Source organism: Rhodococcoides kroppenstedtii, from assembly GCF_900111805.1.
Taxonomy (GTDB): domain Bacteria; phylum Actinomycetota; class Actinomycetes; order Mycobacteriales; family Mycobacteriaceae; genus Rhodococcoides; species Rhodococcoides kroppenstedtii.
On sequence record NZ_FOJN01000019.1, the window covers coordinates 42785 to 59953 of the forward strand.

The following is a 17169-nucleotide window of genomic DNA, read 5'->3' on the forward strand; positions in this document are numbered from 1 at the left end:
CCCCACGCCTCCGGTCTCCACGCCCTCGATTCACGCTCCACCCGATTCACGAAAGCGAGCTCCCGCCGTGCGCGTTCCCCAGTCCTGGTTGACCGAGGTGGTCTCCAAGGCCGCTCCCGGATGGCAGGTGTCCGCCGACGAGCTCGACGCCGGCTTCGTCCGGGTGGGCTTCGAGATCGAGGACGTGCTGCCGCTGCCCGAGATCACGGGTCCGTTGGTGATCGGCCGCGTCGAGTCCATCGAGGAACTGACGGAGTTCAAGAAGCCGATCCGGTTCTGTCTGGTCGAGGTCGGGGAGGCGGAGCCGCGGGGCATCGTCTGCGGTGCGCGCAATTTCGTCGTCGGGGACCTGGTGGTCGCGGCGCTGCCCGGGTGCGTGCTGCCCGGCGGGTTCGCCATCGCGGCGCGGAAGACCTACGGCCGCACGTCCGACGGCATGATCTGCTCGGTCTCCGAACTGGGCATCGGCGCCGACCATTCGGGCATTCTCACGCTGCCCGCCGACACCCGGGTCGCCGGCACCGACGCCGTCGTCACGCCGGGTGACGACGCCCGTGCGGTGCTGGGCACCGACGACACGGTTTTCGACGTGAACGTCACGCCCGACCGCGGATACGCCCTCAGCGTGCGCGGTCTCGCGCGCGAGCTCGCGTGCGGTTTCGACCTCGACTACGCCGACCCGGCGGATGCCCGGCACCCGGTGGTGCCGGCGGCTGCGGCGGACGGTCCCGCGTGGGAGGTCGATCTGCGCGCGGAGTCCGGCGCCACGCGCTTCGCCGCGCGCCGCGTGGTCGGTATCGACGCGGGGGCACGCTCGCCGTGGTGGCTGCAACGACGGCTCCTGCTCGCCGGCGTCCGACCGATCTCGGCCGCGGTCGACGTCACGAACTACGTCATGCTCGAGCTCGGCCAGCCGTTGCACGCGTTCGATGCCGCCGCGTTGCAGGGGCCGCTCGTGGTTCGTCGTGCTGCGGCGGGGGAGACGCTGCGCACCCTCGACGACGTCGAGCGCACGCTCGATCCGGAGGACGTCGTCATCGCCGACGACTCGGGGGTCGTCTCGCTCGCCGGTGTAATGGGCGGCGCTTCCACCGAAGTCTCGGACGCGACCACCGACGTGGTGCTCGAGGCGGCGATCTGGAGCCCGCTCGCGGTCTTCCGCACGGCTCGACGCCACAAGCTGCCGAGCGAGGCGAGCCGGCGGTACGAGCGGGTCGTCGATTCCGCGCTGCCGGTGCGCGCGCTCGATCGTGCGGCGTCGCTGCTGGTGTCGATCGCCGGTGGTCGGGTGGAGTCGACGCTGACCGACGTCGGCGCGGCCGACACCTTCCCCGCCGTGCGGATGGACCTGGATCGACCGGATCGGGTCGCCGGGGTGCAGTACCCCGCGGGGACCTCGGTGCGTCGCCTGTCGCAAATCGGGTGCGAGACGCGGGTGGAGGTGTCCGAGGCCGGTCGCGGTGTGCTGGTGGTGACCCCGCCGACCTGGCGACCGGACCTGACCCAGGCCGCGGACCTGGTCGAGGAGGTGCTGCGGCTCGAGGGGCTCGAGAACATCCCGTCGGTGCTTCCCTCGGCACCCGCCGGGCGTGGACTCACGCCCGTGCAGCGCCGTCGTCGAGCGATCGGCCGGGCGTTGGCCTACACCGGACACGTCGAGATCCTGAATCCGGTGTTCCTGCCCGCGGGTGTGTTCGACGTGTGGGGTCTGCCGTCCGACGACACTCGACGCGTGACCACCACGGTGCTCAATCCGCTCGAGGCGGACCGGCCCGCATTGGCCACGACGCTCCTTCCCGGTTTGCTGGAGACCCTGCAGCGCAACGTCTCTCGTGGACAGCGCGATCTGGCGCTGTTCTCGATCGCCCAGGTCGTGCTGCCCGGTGAGGGCACCCGTCCCGTCGACGCACTGGCAGTGGACCGTCGTCCGACGGAGGAGGAGATCGCCGCGCTCACCCAGTCGCTGCCCGCCCAGCCCGTCCATGTCGGTGTGGTGCTGACCGGTGCGGTGACCGCGTCGGGTCCCTGGGGTCCGGGGCGACCGGCCGAGGCGGCGGACGCTTTCGCGGCTGCGCGAACGGTGGCCGACGCGTGCGGCGTGGACCTCGAACTGCGCGCCGCGCAGTACTTGCCGTGGCATCCGGGGCGGTGTGCGGAACTGGTGGTCGACGGCGTCGTGGTCGGTCACGCGGGGGAGTTGCACCCCGGGGTGCTCGAGCGGGCCGGCCTGCCGCCGCGCACCTGCGCCGTCGAGCTGAATCTGGACGCGATCGAGGTCCGGGAGGTGCTGCCGTCTCCGACGGTCTCCCCGTTCCCCGCCGTGCTGCAGGACGTCGCGGTGGTCGTCGATCGCGCGGTGGCGGCTGCGGACGTGCAGAAGGCGCTGGTCGCAGGGGCGGGCGGGCTGCTCGAGGACATCCGGTTGTTCGACGTCTTCACCGGCGATCAGGTGGGTGCGGACCGGAAGTCCCTCGCGTTCGCGTTGCGCTTCCGCGCCCCGGACCGCACGCTCACGGAGGACGAGGCCAGCGCCGCGCGTGACGCAGCCGTCGCGGCGGCTGCGTCGGCGGTCGGCGCGCACCTGCGGTAGCCGCCCCCTGTCGAATGAGCTTGCACGGTGGTGCATAATCATCACATGACCACCGCACGGACGATTGCCGTCGCCGGGGCGAGCGGCTACGCCGGGGGGGAGATCCTTCGGCTCCTGCTCGGGCACCCCGGCTACCGCGACGGGAGCCTGTCGCTCGGCGCCCTCACCGCCGGCGGGAACGCCGGCACCCTGCTCGGCCAGCATCACCCGCACCTGGTGCCGCTCGCCGACCGCGAGCTGACCGACACCTCGCCGGAGCGGTTGGCCGGGCACGACGTGGTCTTCCTGGCCCTGCCGCACGGCAAGTCGGCGGAGATCGCCGCGGCGCTGCCCGAGTCGACCCTGGTCGTCGACTGCGGCGCGGATTTCCGTCTCACCGATGCGGCCGCCTGGGATCGGTGGTACGGCGGCGAGTACGCCGGCCACTGGCCGTACGGCCTGCCCGAACTCCCCGGCGCTCGGGCCGCCCTGTCCACCGCGACACGCATCGCGGTGCCGGGGTGCTACCCGACGGCGTCGACTCTCGCGATGGCGCCCGCAGTGGCCGCCGGCATCGTCTCGCCCGAGGTGAGCGTGGTCGCCGTCAGCGGCACGTCGGGCGCCGGGAAATCCGCGCGCGTCGATCTCATCGGGTCGGAGGTCATGGGCTCGGTCCGGCCCTACGGCGTGGCCGGCGCGCACCGGCACACCCCCGAGATCGCGCAGAACCTCGGAGCGATCGCCGGCACCGAGGTGACGGTGTCGTTCACCCCCGTGCTGGCACCCATGCCGCGCGGCATCCTCGCCACGTGCTCCGCTCCCACCACCGCGACCGCCGAGCAGGCCCGGGCGGTGTACCGGGAGTTCTGCGCCGACGAGCCGTTCCTGCACCTGCTACCGGAGGGGTCGTTGCCGCAGACCGGATCGGTGATCGGATCGAACGCCGTGCAGCTGCAGGTGGTCGTCGACGCCGACGCCGGCCGACTGATCGCGTTTGCCGCGATCGACAACCTCACCAAGGGCACGGCCGGCGGGGCCGTGCAGTCGATGAACCTTGCCCTCGGTCTTCCTGAGACCGACGGGCTCGACACCGTGGGGGTGGCACCGTGACCGCGGAGTCCGGCGTTCTGGTGCGCACGCAGGGGGTGACCTGCGCAGCCGGCTTCCGCGCCGCGGGCATCGCCGCCGGCATCAAGGCGAGCGGCAAGCCCGACCTCGCGCTCGTCCTCAACGAGGGTCCCGATCACGCGGCGGCGGGCGTCTTCACCACCAACAAGGTCAAGGCTGCGCCGGTGCTGTGGTCCCAGCAGGTGCTGTCCTCCGGCGCACTGCGCGCCGTGGTCCTGAACTCCGGCGGCGCCAACGCCTGCACCGGGGCACCGGGCTTCCAGGACGCCCATCGCACGGCCGAACATCTCGCCGACGTGCTCAGCGACTGGGGCTCCGAGACCGGCGCGGGAGAGATCGCCGTCTGTTCCACCGGCCTCATCGGGGACCGGCTCCCCATGGACGCTCTGCTCGCGGGCGTCACCGAGATCGTGCACGAGCTCGCGGGCGGCATCTCTGGCGGCACCGACGCGGCCTACGCGATCATGACGACCGACACCGTGCCCAAGCAGGCCGCCCTCCACCATCCGGGTGGATGGAACGTCGGCGGCATGGCCAAGGGTGCAGGCATGCTGGCCCCCTCGTTGGCGACGATGCTGTGCGTGGTGACGACCGACGTCGTCGCCACGTCCGAGCAGCTCGACCGCGCGCTCCGGCATGCGACGTCGCGGTCCTTCGACCGTCTCGACGTGGACGGCGCCACGTCCACCAACGACACCGTGCTGCTCCTGGCGTCGGGTGCCAGCGGGGTGGCGGCGACGCAGGAGGACCTCGACGCCGCCGTGCTCGCGGTCTGCGACGACCTCGCCGATCAGCTCATGGCGGACGCCGAGGGCGTGACCAAGCGCGTCACCGTCACCGTGCGGGGCGCGCGCAGCGAGGACGACGCCGTCGTGGCGGCCCGGGTGATCGCTCGTGACTCGCTGGTGAAGACGGCTCTCTTCGGCTCCGACCCGAACTGGGGCCGGGTGCTCGCCGCCGTGGGAACGGCGCCGGTGGACATGGAACCCGACCGCATCTCGGTCTCGTTCCAGGGCCGGCCGGTCTGCGTGGACGGCATGGGCGCGCCGGGGGCGCGCGAGGTGGACCTCTCGGCGACCGACATCGCGGTCGACGTGCATCTGGGCGTCGGGGACGCGGCCGCCGCCATTCGCACGACGGACCTCTCGCACGGGTACGTCGAAGAGAACTCGGCGTACTCGTCGTGACGGCGCACATGGGGTCGGCCGGCGCCGACCGTGAGCACATGGGGTCGGTGGGCGCCGACCGTGAGCAGACGGGGTCGGCGGGCGCCGCCGAGACGGCGCGCGTGCTCGCCGGCGCCCTGCCGTGGCTGCAGCGGTGGTCCGGCCGGATCGTCGTCGTCAAGTACGGCGGCAACGCGATGGTCGACGACACCCTCAAGGCCGCCTTCGCCGCGGACATGGCGTTCCTGCGCACGGTGGGCGTGCATCCCGTGGTGGTGCACGGCGGCGGCCCGCAGATCTCCGCGATGCTCTCTCGGCTCGGGCTCGTCGGGGAGTTCCGCGGCGGCTTCCGCGTGACAACGCCCGAGGTCATGGACATCGTCCGCATGGTGCTGTTCGGTCAGGTGGGCCGCGAACTGGTCGGGCTGATCAACGCGCACGGACCGTATGCGGTCGGCATCTCCGGCGAGGACGCCGGCCTGTTCACCGCGACGCGGCGAACCGTGCAGGTGGACGGGGTGGCGACGGACATCGGGCTGGTCGGCGACGTCACGAGCGTGAATCCCGACGCGGTGCACGATCTCATCGACGCGGGACGCATCCCGGTGGTCTCCACCATCGCTCCCGATGCGGACGGCGTGGTGCACAACATCAACGCGGACACCGCCGCAGCGGCTCTCGCCGAGGCGCTGGGCGCGGAGAAGTTGGTGATGCTGACCGACGTGGAGGGCCTCTACACCCGCTGGCCGGACCGCAGTTCGCTCGTCTCCGAGATCGACACCGCCTCGGTGGAGCAGCTGCTGCCGACCCTCGACGCCGGCATGGTGCCCAAGATGGAAGCCTGCCTGCGCGCCGTACGCGGCGGTGTGCCGAGCGCGCACGTCGTCGACGGCCGGACCGAGCACTCGGTCCTGCTCGAACTGTTCACCGGAGAAGGGATCGGAACCATGGTGTCCGACACGACGCGGGTGGTCCCGTGACCGCCACCGAGCAGCTCCAGCACCGCTTCGCGGACGCGCTGATGAACAACTACGGCGTGCCCCGCGTCGCGCTGGTGCGCGGTGCGGGCGCCGTGGTGACCGACGCGGACGGCAAGGACTACGTCGACTTCCTCGCGGGCATCGCGGTCAACATCCTCGGCCACGCGCACCCGGCCGTCGTCGAGGCCGTGACGACACAGCTCTCGACGCTCGGCCACACGTCGAACCTCTACGCGTCCGAGCCCTCCGTCGCCCTCGCCGAGCAGCTCCTCCACCACCTCGGCCACGCGCCGGGCACCGATGCGCGCGTGTTCTTCTGCAACTCGGGCACGGAGGCGAACGAGGCCGCGTTCAAGATGGCCCGGCTCACCGGCCGCCCCGGCATCGTCGCCGCCGAGAAGGCGTTCCACGGTCGCACCATGGGGGCCCTGGCGCTGACCGGACAGCCGGACAAGCGCACCCCGTTCGAGCCGCTGCCGGGCGGTGTCACGCACGTGCCCTTCGGGGACGTCGCGGCGCTCGACGCCGCCGTCGACGAGACCACCGCCGCGGTGTTCCTCGAACCCATCATGGGAGAGGGCGGAGTCGTCGTGCCGCCGGCGGGGTACCTGGCCTCCGCGCGCGAGATCACCGCTGCCCGGGGTGCGCTGCTGGTTCTCGACGAGGTGCAGACCGGTATCGGCCGGACCGGCTGGTTCTACGCCCATCAGCGCGACGGCATCGTGCCCGATGTGATCACCCTGGCCAAGGGCCTCGGCGGCGGACTGCCCATCGGCGCCACCATCGGGGTCGGCCGCGCGGCGGAGCTGCTCACGCCGGGCAAGCACGGGACGACGTTCGGTGGCAACCCGGTCTGCGCCGCCGCGGCGCTCGCCGTGTTGCGGACGATCGGCGAGGACGATCTACTGGCGCGGGCGGACCGGCTGGGCAAGTCGCTCGCCCACGACATCGAGAGCCTCGGTCATCCGCTGGTCGACCACGTGCGCGGCGCGGGTCTGCTGCTCGGCGTCGTGCTGACCGCACCCGTCGCACCCGAGGTGGAACGGCTCGCGCGCGACGCGGGGTTCCTCGTCAATGCGGCACAGCCGGACGTCGTCCGGTTGGCGCCGCCGCTGATTCTCACCGACGATCAGGCCGCCGCGCTGGTGGCCGCACTGCCGGCGGTCCTCGACGGGGCCGCCGCACCGAAGGAGGCAGCGCAGTGACGCTCCGACACTTCCTGCGGGACGACGATCTGAGTCCGGCCGAGCAGGCCGAGATCCTCGCTCTCGCAGCGGAACTCAAGAAGAACCCGTTCTCCCGGCGGCCGTTGGAGGGTCCGCGCGGCGTCGGCGTCATCTTCGAGAAGAACTCCACCCGGACGCGGTTCTCCTTCGAGATGGGTGTGGCCCAGCTCGGCGGACACGCCGTCGTCGTCGACGGTCGCAGCACCCAGCTCGGCCGCGAGGAGACCCTCCAGGACACCGGGCGCGTCCTGTCCCGGTACGTCGACGCCGTCGTCTGGCGGACGTTCGGGCAGAAGCGTCTCGAGCAGATGGCGACGGGCGCGACCGTGCCCATCGTCAACGCCCTGTCCGACGAGTTCCATCCCTGCCAGGTGCTCGCCGATCTGCAGACCATCGCCGAACGCAAGGGCAGGACGGCCGGGCTGCGGCTGTCGTACTTCGGTGACGGCGCCAACAACATGGCGCACTCGCTCGTGCTCGGCGGCGTCACGGCGGGCATGCACGTCACCGTCGCCGCACCGGAGGGCTTCCTGCCCGACGCCGACGTGGTCGCGGCCGGCGAGGCCCGCGCCGCCGAGACCGGCGGGTCGGTGACTGTGACTTCCGATCCGATCGCGGCCGCCACCGATGCGGACGTCCTGGTCACCGACACGTGGACGTCGATGGGTCAGGAGAACGACGGGCTCGATCGGATCGGTCCGCTGCGTCCGTTCCAGGTGAACGAGGACCTTCTCGCGCGCGCCGCGTCCGACGTGCTCGTCCTGCACTGCCTCCCCGCCCACCGCGGTGAGGAGATCACCGACGCCGTCCTCGACGGACCGCACAGCGGCGTGTGGGACGAGGCCGAGAACCGCTTGCACGCGCAGAAGGCGGTGCTGGTGTGGTTGCTGGAGCAGTCGCGGTGACGTCCCCCCGAACCGAGCCGGAGTCGCGGGGGCCGGTCACGGCGTCCACCCGTGCCGGGCGGCAGGCGCGCATCGTCGCGCTGCTGGGCGAGCACCAGGTGCGGTCGCAGCCCGAGCTGCAGCATCTGCTGGCCGCCGAGGGCATCGAGGCCACCCAGGCCACGCTCTCGCGGGACCTCGACGAGCTCGGGGCCGTCAAACTGCGCGGAGCGGACGGTGGACCGGGCGTCTACCTCGTCCCCGAGGACGGCAGCCCCGTCCGCGGGGTGTCCGGCGGGACCGGACGGGTGTCCCGGCTGCTCGGCGAGCTGCTGGTGTCCACCGACGCCAGTGCCAACCTCGCCGTGCTGCGGACACCACCGGGGGCCGCGCACTATCTCGCGAGCGCGTTGGACCGCGCATCGCTGCCCGACGTCGTCGGGACCGTCGCGGGGGATGACACGATCTTCGTGATCGCCCGCGAACCCCTCACCGGACGCGACCTCGCGGACCGCATCGAACATCTCGCGCACTGACGTTCCGCACCACGGAATTCGCGCGAACCGAACCACGACACACAAGGAGCTCAACCTCATGGCCGAACGCGTCATCCTCGCCTACTCCGGTGGACTCGACACCTCCGTCGCCATCAGCTGGATCGGCCGCGAGACCGGCAAGGAGGTCGTCGCCGTCGCGATCGACCTGGGCCAGGGCGGTGAGGACATGGACGTCGTCCGCCAGCGAGCACTCGACTGCGGCGCCGTCGAGTCCGTGGTGGTCGACGCCCGCGACGAGTTCGCGGAGGAGTACTGCCTGCCGACCATCCAGTCGAACGCCCTGTACATGGACCGGTACCCGTTGGTCTCGGCGATCAGCCGCCCGCTGATCGTCAAGCACCTCGTCGACAACGCACGCGCCCACGGCGGCACCGTCGTCGCGCACGGCTGCACCGGTAAGGGCAACGACCAGGTGCGCTTCGAGGTCGGGTTCAACACGCTCGCACCGGAACTCGACGTGCTGGCGCCGGTGCGCGACTACGCGTGGACCCGCGAGAAGGCCATCGCCTTCGCCGAGGAGAACGCGATCCCGATCAACGTCACCAAGAAGTCCCCGTTCTCCATCGACCAGAACGTGTGGGGCCGTGCCGTCGAGACCGGCTTCCTGGAGGACCTGTGGAACGCGCCGACCAAGGACGTCTACGACTACACCGAGGACCCGACGGCCAACTTCACCGCGCCCGACGAGCTGGTGATCACCTTCGACAAGGGCCGTCCCGTGGCTATCGACGGGCGCCCGGTGTCGGTGCTGCAGGCCATCCAAGAGCTCAACACCCGCGCCGGCAAGCAGGGCGTGGGTCGCCTGGACGTGGTCGAGGATCGACTCGTGGGCATCAAGAGCCGCGAGGTCTACGAGGCCCCCGGCGCCATGGTGCTCATCCGCGCGCACGAGGAGCTCGAGCATGTCACCCTCGAGCGCGAGCTCGGTCGCTACAAGCGCCACACCGACCAGAAGTGGGCCGAGCAGGTCTACGACGGTCTGTGGTTCTCCCCGCTCAAGGGCGCGCTGGACACCTTCGTGCAGCACACCCAGCAGCACGTCTCCGGTGAGATCCGCCTGGTCCTGCACGCCGGGTCCATCGTGGTGAACGGACGACGCTCGGGCGAGTCGCTCTACGACTTCAACCTCGCGACGTACGACGCCGGCGACACCTTCGATCAGTCGTCCGCCAAGGGATTCGTGCAGCTGCACGGTCTGTCGTCGAAGATCGCCGCGCGTCGGGACCGCGGCGCCGTCGGTGCACAGGGACAGTCGGACCTGTGACGGACCAGCCGACCGGCGCCGCCGGGCACGGCACCAACACGGGCGCCCTGTGGGGCGGCCGGTTCGGGTCCGGCCCCGCGGCCGCCATGGCCGCCCTGAGCAAGTCCACCCATTTCGACTGGGTGTTGGCGCCGTACGACGTGCGAGCGTCGAAAGCGCATGCGCGCGTGCTGAATTCGGCGGGTCTGCTCACCGCGCCGGACCTCGAGGCGATGCTCGCCGGTCTCGACGCGCTGGCCGCCGACGTCGACTCCGGCGCCTTCGGGCCGGCCGAGTCCGACGAGGACGTGCACGGCGCGCTCGAACGAGGTCTGATCGAGCGCGTCGGTCCCGAACTGGGCGGTCGGCTGCGGGCGGGACGGTCGCGCAACGACCAGGTGGCCACCCTGTTCCGCATGTGGCTCCGCGACGCGGTCCGCCGCGTGTCGATCGGCGTACTGGACGTCGTCGACGCGCTGGCCGGACAGGCCGCGGCGCACCCCGACGCCGTGATGCCCGGCAAGACGCATTCGCAGGCGGCGCAGCCGGTTCTGCTGGCTCACCACCTGCTCGCGCACGCACATCCCTTGCTGCGGGACGTCGAACGGTTCCGGGACTTCGATCGGCGAGCGGCGGTGTCGCCCTACGGGTCCGGCGCCTTGGCGGGGTCCTCGCTCGGATTGTCCCCGGAGAAGATCGCCGCCGAACTGGGGTTCGACGGGTCGGCCGAGAACTCCATCGACGCGACCAGCTCGCGCGACTTCGCGGCGGAGGCGGCGTTCGTCCTCGCGATGACCGCCGTCGATCTGTCTCGGCTCGCCGAGGAGATCGTCTCCTGGAGCACGCCCGAGTACGGCTACGTGACACTCGCGGACGCGTGGTCCACGGGCAGTTCGATCATGCCGCAGAAGAAGAACCCCGACGTGGCGGAATTGACGCGGGGCAAGACCGGTCGACTGATCGGCAATCTCGCCGGTCTGCTGGCCACGTTGAAGGCGCAGCCCCTCGCGTACAACCGAGACCTGCAGGAGGACAAGGAGCCGGTGATCGACTCCGTGCTCCAACTGGATCTGCTCCTGCCCGCACTGACCGGCCTGATCGGCACGCTGGAGTTCCACACCGACCGCCTCCGGGATCTCGCGCCGGCCGGTTTCACGCTGGCCACGGACATCGCGGAATGGCTGGTGCGTCAGGGTGTTCCGTTCCGGCACGCCCACGAGGTCGCCGGTGCCTGCGTGCGCGTCGCGGAGGAGTGCGGACGCGAGCTGGATCAGCTCACCGACGACCAGTTCGCCGCGATCGATCCGGCCCTGAGTCCGGAGGTGCGCAGCGTGCTCACCGTCGACGGGTCAATCGCGTCGCGAGACAGTCGCGGCGGTACCGCTCCGGTCCGCGTCGCCGAGCAGTTGGCCGGTGTTCGGGTGCTCGCAGCGCGGTTGCGGGAGTGGCCCGAGGCCTGATCCGGCGGAGTCCGCGGGAGACCCCGTGCCGGTGTGAGACGCTGTGATCCGCCGGTGGCGGGGCGCCGGCGGCGAGTGGGTCGGTGCGTGCCGTGCTCGGTGATCGGTGCGCGCAGTGTTCGGTGACGGAGGAGAACAGGTGCTGGGTTTCGACGCCGGGTCCGTGACGACGTCGCTGCGTCGCGTCGTCGCCACCGCGCAGAACGGGCTCGAGGTTCTCCGCCTCGGCGGGCTCGAGACGGACGCCGTGCCGTCGTCGTTCACCGTCGTCGCGCGGGATCCGATGTACCGACTGCGTCGGTACTTCGCCGACGAGAACCCGTCCGGACCGCCGGTCGTGCTCGTCCCGCCGATGATGATGGCGGCGGACGTGTACGACGTCACCCGTGATCAGGGGGGAGTGGGCCTGCTTCACGCCGCGGGCATGGACCCGTGGGTGGTCGACTTCGGCTCGCCCGCCACCGAGGAAGGCGGCTGGAACCGCACTCTGACCGACCACATCGTGGCGATCAGCGAGATCGTCGACCTCGTGGCCCGGGAGACCGGTCGCGACGTGCACCTCGCCGGCTACTCGCAGGGCGGGATGTTCTGCTACCAGGCCGCTGCGTACCGCTCGAGTCGCAACATCGCCAGCATCGTCACCTTCGGCAGTCCCGTCGACACGCTCGCCGCACTCCCACTGGGCATCCCGGCGGGGGTGGCCACGCGCGGTGCGGAGTTCCTCGCGGAGCACGTGTTCACGCGGCTCGCGGTGACCGACTGGATGGCTCGCACCGGGTTCCAACTGCTCGACCCGGCCAAGACCGTGAAGAGTCGGATCGACTTCCTGCTCCAGCTCCACGACCGAGATGCGTTGCTGCCGCGCGAATCGCAGCGTCGATTCCTCGCCATGGACGGGTGGGTGGCCTGGTCCGGCCCGGCGGTGGCCGAACTGCTGACCCAGTTCGTCGTCCACAACCGCATGATGACCGGCGGGTTCTCGATCCGGGGCAAGGTCGTGTCGTTGACCGAGCTGACGGTCCCGATCCTCGCGTTCGTCGGCGAGGTCGACGACATCGGCCAACCGCTCGCGGTTCGGGGTATCCGACGGGCCGCGCCGCGTGCGCAGGTGTTCGAGGCGGACCTGCGGGCCGGTCATTTCGGCCTCGTCGTCGGCAGCACGGCGGCGACGCAGACGTGGCCGATCACGTCCAAGTGGATCGACTGGCGCGAGGGCAACGGACCGCGACCCCTCGAGGTCCGCGCGATGTCGTACGACGACCACCCCCCGTCGGAAAGCGGGGTGTCGGTCAGCGCGCGACTGGTCCACACCGCGGCGACCATCGCCGAAGTGGGGGTCGGAATCGGCCGCGGCGCGGTGTCCGCCGCCGCCGGAGCGGTCCGCGGCTCGCGAGAGATCTCGACCGAAGCCGTGCGCACGCTGCCGAAGCTGGCCAGGCTCGGCCAGCTCCAGCCGCACTCCCCGGTGTCGATGGGACGCCTGCTCGCCGAACAGAACCGTCGTGCGCCGTCGGCGGAGTGCTTCGTCTTCGACGACCGGGTGTACTCGTACGCGGCGGTGAACGAGCGCATCGACAACGTCGTGCGCGGGTTGATCGCGCACGGAATCCGACCGGCCATGCACATCGGGGTGCTGATGGAGACCCGGCCGAGCGCGCTCGCAGCCGTCGCCGCCCTCTCCCGTATCGGCGCCGTTGCCGTCCTCGTGCAGCCTTCACCGGACGTCGGCGTCGCGATGCGTCTCGGCCGTGCGGAGATGGTGATCGTCGACCCGGAGAATCTGGACTCGGCCGTCGACCTGGGCTTCGAGGTGTTGGTCCTCGGCGGCGGCGAGAGTCGCGCCCTGTCGGTCCCGACGTCGGACACCGTGGTCGATCTCGAGCAGGTCGATCCGAGCAGTATCGACCTCCCGGGGTGGTACGTCCCCAACCCGGGCCGCGCGCGCGAACTCGCCTTCGTCCTGTTCAGCGGATCCGGGGACACCCTCGACGCGAAATACGTCACCAACTACCGGTGGGCACTGTCGGCATTCGGCACCGCCGGCTCGGCGGGGCTCTCCCGCAGTGACACCGTCTACTGCCTTGCCCCGCTGCATCATTCGGCCGGGCTGCTGGTCGCGGTGGGCGGCGCGCTCGCGGGCGGATCACGGATCGCGCTCTCGCGGGGGCTGGCACCCGAGCGATTCGCGGACGAGGTCCAGCGCTACGGCGTGACCGTGGTGTCCTACACCTGGGCCATGATGCGAGACCTCCTGGATCACCCCGATCTTCCCGAGCCGCGGCTGCATCCGATCAGGTTGTTCATCGGGTCCGGCATGCCGGTGAACCTCTGGCGACGCACGGTCGACCGCCTGGCCCCTGCCCGGGTGCTCGAGTTCTACGCCTCCACCGAGGGCGACGTGGTGTTGGCCAACGTCGCCGGCGTCAAGATCGGGTCGAAGGGCCGTCCCCTCCCCGGCAGCGGGCGGGTCGCCCTGGCGGCGTACGACCCCGTCACCGCGCGGTTCGTCACCGACGATCACGGGTTCGTCCGCGACTGCGCCGACGACGAGCCCGGCGTCCTGTTGGGACGTCCCGGACTCGACGACGTCAGCGGCTCCTACATGCGCGGTGTGTTCGAGGCGGGGGACGTCTGGACACCCACCGAACTCATGTTCCGCCGGGACGAGGGCGGTGACTTCTGGCTGCTCGGCAACAAGCGGTCGGTGGTGCTCACGGCGCACGGGCCCGTCTACCCGCAGCCCGTCGTCGACGCCGTGTCCGGCCTCGACCAGGTCGACCTCGCCGTGACCTACGGCGTGGGCGATCCCGGCGAGCAGTGGGCGGTGTGCGCCGTGACGCTGCGTCCGGGGATGAGTCTCGGAGCACGGGCCGTCGGCGAGGCACTGGCCGCGCTGCCCGCGGAGCAGCGACCGGACCTCGTCCACGTGGTGGCCGACATTCCGGTGAGCGCCGCGTTCCGGCCCGTCGACGAGGCTCTGCGCGCCGCCGGACTGCCGGCGCCGGGCCCGCGCGCCTTCTACGCCGACGGATCGGGGGAGTACCGCCGCCTGACCAAGGCGGTCGCGGCGGACCGGTTCTCGACGTCGGCGGGTGCTTCGTCCGTCGGCCGCTCGGGATCGTAGGGTGACAGCATTCCCCCGAGCACAGGAGTTCCGATGAGTGTCGACGCCCGCCTGCACAGCATTCTGGCGTGCCCGCAGGACAAGGGTCCGCTGCTGCTGATCCAGGACGAGCTGCTCTACAACCCTCGGTTGCGCCGCATCTACCCGATCGAGAACGGTATTCCGGTGCTGCTCGTCGACGATGCTCGCGATGCCGACGATGCTCGACACGCCGACATCCTCGCGCGCGCCGTCGAGCCGGAGGCCGCGGTCTGACCTCGGAGGGCGATGCGGACGACGCGTCCGACACGGACCTCGCGTCCGTGCTCGGTCGGTCCGACCCGGTCACGGCCGCCCGGCGCATCCTGGGCGGCGTCCTCCGCCACGGCGACGTCGCCGTGCGCATCGTGGAAGTCGAGGCGTACGGGGGTGACCCGGCCGGACCGTGGCCGGATCCGGCGGCGCACTCGTTCCGCGGACCCACACCGCGGAACTCCGTGATGTTCGGTCCGGCGGGCCGGCTCTACGTCTACCTCAGTTACGGGATGCACCGATGCGCGAACATCGTGTGTGCGTCCGACGGGGTCGCCGGGGCCGTGCTCGTCCGAGCCGGTGAGGTGATCGACGGGGACGGAGCGGTGGCGGTGCGCCGCGGGTCGGCGCGTGGACCCGGACGGGCACGGGGGCCGGGGAATCTCGGGTCCGCGCTCGGCCTGACGCTCGAGCACAACGGGCTGGACCTCGCGTCGTCCGAGTCGCCGGTTCGCTTCCACCTCGGTGCCGAGGTGGCCTGCGTCGCCGGTCCGCGCGTCGGGGTCAGTTCCGCGGCGGACGTGCCCTGGCGCTTCTGGATCCCGGGCGATCCCGCGGTGTCCACCTATCGGCGCAGCCCGCGGGCACCGGTGCGGGCGGATGTGGTCGACCCCCCGGTCATGCGGAAAGATCAGCCGTCGTGAGCATCATCGAGGAACTGTCCTGGCGCGGATTGATCGCCCAGTCGACCGACATCGAGGCCCTGACCGAGGCGACGCGGGAACCCATCACGCTGTACGCGGGCTTCGACCCGACCGGACCGAGTCTGCACGCCGGCCACCTGGTGCCTCTGCTCGTGCTCGCCCGGTTCCAGCGTGCCGGCCATCGTCCGGTCGTTCTCGCGGGCGGTGCCACCGGGTTGATCGGTGATCCGCGCGACGTCGGGGAGCGGACGATGAACGGGGCGGACACGGTGGCCGACTGGGCCGACCGCATCCGCGGCCAGTTGTCGCGGTTCGTGGACCTGGATACCGGGTCACCCGCGGACGCGGTGATGGCGAACAACCTGGACTGGACCGGGCAGCTCACCGCGATCGACTTCCTGCGCGACCTCGGCAAGCACTTCTCGGTGAACGTGATGCTCGCGCGCGAGACGGTGAAGAAGCGACTCGAGTCGGACGGCATGTCCTACACCGAGTTCAGCTACATGCTGCTTCAGGCCAACGACTTCCTGCACCTGCGCCGAGAACTGGGATGCGTGCTTCAAGTGGGTGGCTCGGATCAGTGGGGAAACATCGTCGCCGGCGTGGACCTGAACCGCCGCGTGGACGGGGCCGCCGTGCACGCGATGACGGTGCCCCTGGTCACGGCCGCCGACGGAACGAAGTTCGGCAAGTCGACCGGGGGTGGCAGCCTCTGGCTCGACCCCGAGATGACGTCGCCGTACGCCTGGTACCAGTACTTCGTGAACACCGCCGACGCCGACGTGGTGCGGTACCTGCGGTGGTTCACGTTCCTCGGCCGGGACGAACTCGCGGAGCTCGAGACCGCGACGGCGGAGCGCCCGCAGGCACGTGAGGCGCAGCGGCGACTGGCGGCCGAGATGACGACCCTGGTCCACGGGGCCGAGAACACCGCTGCGGTCGAACTGGCCAGCCGCGCACTCTTCGGCCGCGGGGATCTCGACGAACTCGATCCGGACACGCTCGGCGCAGCGCTTCGCGAGGCCGGCGTGGTCGAGGTCCACGCGGGGGAGCAGCCCACGATCGTCGACCTGCTGGTGTCGTCCGGGCTGTGCGAGAGCAAGGGCGCCGCGCGTCGAGTCCTCAAGGAGGGCGGCGCCTCGGTCAACAATCGGAAGATCGCCGAGGAGGACTGGCGACCCGACGCGACCGACTTCTTGCACGGCGAGTGGCTCGTGCTGCGACGGGGCAAGAAAAACATGGCGGGGGTCCGCCGCGCTCCGTGACCTCGGGTGGCCGGGGTCACAGGTCGGTGGTCCGGTCTCGGGAGCGCGCTGTAGCCCGGGCCGGGGCCGCCGAGCTGCGAAAACGCGGCTCCGACGGCATGGCGACCAGCGGATTTGACGCGCCGTTATCCGGCGCGTAACTTTTGTCGAGTCAGAGCGAGACGGACACGGAGAGCGAGCCGCGAGGCCGCTCCCCACCGGCTCTGACATCCTAATCGAACTCCGGTGACGCGGTCCTTGACCGCCCGCCGAAGCTCCGGTTAGTCTGGAACGGTTGCCCCGGATCCGGTTCACCTGTGGTGGGTCGGTGGTGGTGTGCGTGTGTTCTTTGAGAACTCAACAGTGTGTCGATGAATGTCAGTGCCAAATTTTTTTGGTTCCGGTTCTTCTCCTTCTTCCCGTCGGGGGAGGATCGGTTTTGTCAGTACATTTTTTGGTGTGCTGGCGTGAGTTTTATTGCTGGATTCGGCTCTTTAGTGTTGATTGCACTGCTCGGGTGCCTGCTGCTTCGGTGGTAGGTGTTCGGTGGTGTGATTGGAGTCTTCAACGGAGAGTTTGATCCTGGCTCAGGACGAACGCTGGCGGCGTGCTTAACACATGCAAGTCGAACGGTAAGGCCCTTCGGGGTACAC

The 17169-nt window shown here is 70.8% G+C and carries 13 protein-coding genes and 1 rRNA gene; all 14 read left to right on the top strand.

From position 1 onward, the window contains the following. Positions 1–67: 67 nt before the first annotated feature. Complete coding sequence (gene pheT / locus BMZ18_RS17860; protein ID WP_068365810.1) at positions 68–2590, top strand: phenylalanine--tRNA ligase subunit beta; 2523 nt, start codon at positions 68–70, stop codon at positions 2588–2590. A gap of 45 nt (positions 2591–2635) precedes the next feature. Further along, the gene (gene argC / locus BMZ18_RS17865) at positions 2636–3679 is read left to right on the top strand and encodes an N-acetyl-gamma-glutamyl-phosphate reductase (protein WP_068365809.1); all 1044 of its coding nucleotides are present in this window, start codon (positions 2636–2638) and stop codon (positions 3677–3679) included. Then, on the top strand, positions 3676–4884 hold the full coding sequence (gene argJ / locus BMZ18_RS17870; RefSeq protein ID WP_068365808.1) for a bifunctional glutamate N-acetyltransferase/amino-acid acetyltransferase ArgJ: 1209 nt from the start codon (positions 3676–3678) through the stop codon (positions 4882–4884). Before argC ends, argJ begins: the two co-directional genes overlap by 4 nt. A 38-nt stretch (positions 4885–4922) precedes the next feature. Beyond that, positions 4923–5843, top strand: coding sequence for an acetylglutamate kinase (gene argB, locus BMZ18_RS17875; RefSeq protein WP_068105728.1), 921 nt, complete (start codon positions 4923–4925; stop codon positions 5841–5843). Then, positions 5840–7048 (top strand): acetylornithine transaminase, encoded by a 1209-nt coding sequence (locus BMZ18_RS17880; protein WP_068101614.1) that lies wholly within the window; start codon positions 5840–5842, stop codon positions 7046–7048. Before argB ends, BMZ18_RS17880 begins: the two co-directional genes overlap by 4 nt. Continuing rightward, entirely contained in the window at positions 7045–7974 is a 930-nt protein-coding gene (gene argF / locus BMZ18_RS17885; RefSeq protein ID WP_068365807.1) for an ornithine carbamoyltransferase, read from the top strand. The genes BMZ18_RS17880 and argF overlap by 4 nt, the downstream gene beginning before the upstream one ends. After that, the gene (locus BMZ18_RS17890; RefSeq protein ID WP_068365806.1) at positions 7971–8489 is read left to right on the top strand and encodes an arginine repressor; all 519 of its coding nucleotides are present in this window, start codon (positions 7971–7973) and stop codon (positions 8487–8489) included. Before argF ends, BMZ18_RS17890 begins: the two co-directional genes overlap by 4 nt. Positions 8490–8547: 58 nt before the next feature. Then, complete coding sequence (locus tag BMZ18_RS17895) at positions 8548–9774, top strand: argininosuccinate synthase (protein ID WP_068101606.1); 1227 nt, start codon at positions 8548–8550, stop codon at positions 9772–9774. Then, positions 9771–11213 carry an argininosuccinate lyase gene (argH, locus tag BMZ18_RS17900; protein WP_068365805.1) on the top strand — a complete coding sequence of 481 codons (1443 nt, stop codon included), beginning with the start codon at positions 9771–9773 and terminating at the stop codon, positions 11211–11213. The genes BMZ18_RS17895 and argH overlap by 4 nt, the downstream gene beginning before the upstream one ends. A gap of 139 nt (positions 11214–11352) precedes the next feature. After that, positions 11353–14337, top strand: a complete 2985-nt coding sequence (locus tag BMZ18_RS17905) for an AMP-binding protein (protein WP_068365813.1) — start codon at positions 11353–11355, stop codon at positions 14335–14337. 33 nt (positions 14338–14370) lie between these two features. Further along, on the top strand, positions 14371–14592 hold the full coding sequence (locus BMZ18_RS17910; RefSeq protein WP_068101601.1) for a Trm112 family protein: 222 nt from the start codon (positions 14371–14373) through the stop codon (positions 14590–14592). A gap of 47 nt (positions 14593–14639) precedes the next feature. Next, a complete protein-coding gene (locus BMZ18_RS17915) occupies positions 14640–15272 on the top strand; it encodes a DNA-3-methyladenine glycosylase (RefSeq protein WP_074922356.1) in 633 nt (210 codons plus the stop codon). Beyond that, positions 15269–16537, top strand: coding sequence for a tyrosine--tRNA ligase (gene tyrS / locus BMZ18_RS17920; protein WP_068365804.1), 1269 nt, complete (start codon positions 15269–15271; stop codon positions 16535–16537). The genes BMZ18_RS17915 and tyrS overlap by 4 nt, the downstream gene beginning before the upstream one ends. 543 nt (positions 16538–17080) lie before the next feature. Continuing rightward, positions 17081–17169, top strand: a 16S ribosomal RNA gene (locus tag BMZ18_RS17925); the annotation flags it as partial.

What these genes read in the sequence shown, in the direction of transcription:
- argB (WP_068105728.1), top strand. Translation starts at nt 4,923, where the DNA reads ATGGGGTCGGTGGGCGCCGACCGTGAGCAGACGGGGTCGGCGGGCGCC.
- argC (WP_068365809.1), top strand. Translation starts at nt 2,636, where the DNA reads ATGACCACCGCACGGACGATTGCCGTCGCCGGGGCGAGCGGCTACGCC.
- BMZ18_RS17910 (WP_068101601.1), top strand. Translation starts at nt 14,371, where the DNA reads ATGAGTGTCGACGCCCGCCTGCACAGCATTCTGGCGTGCCCGCAGGAC.
- BMZ18_RS17895 (WP_068101606.1), top strand. Translation starts at nt 8,548, where the DNA reads ATGGCCGAACGCGTCATCCTCGCCTACTCCGGTGGACTCGACACCTCC.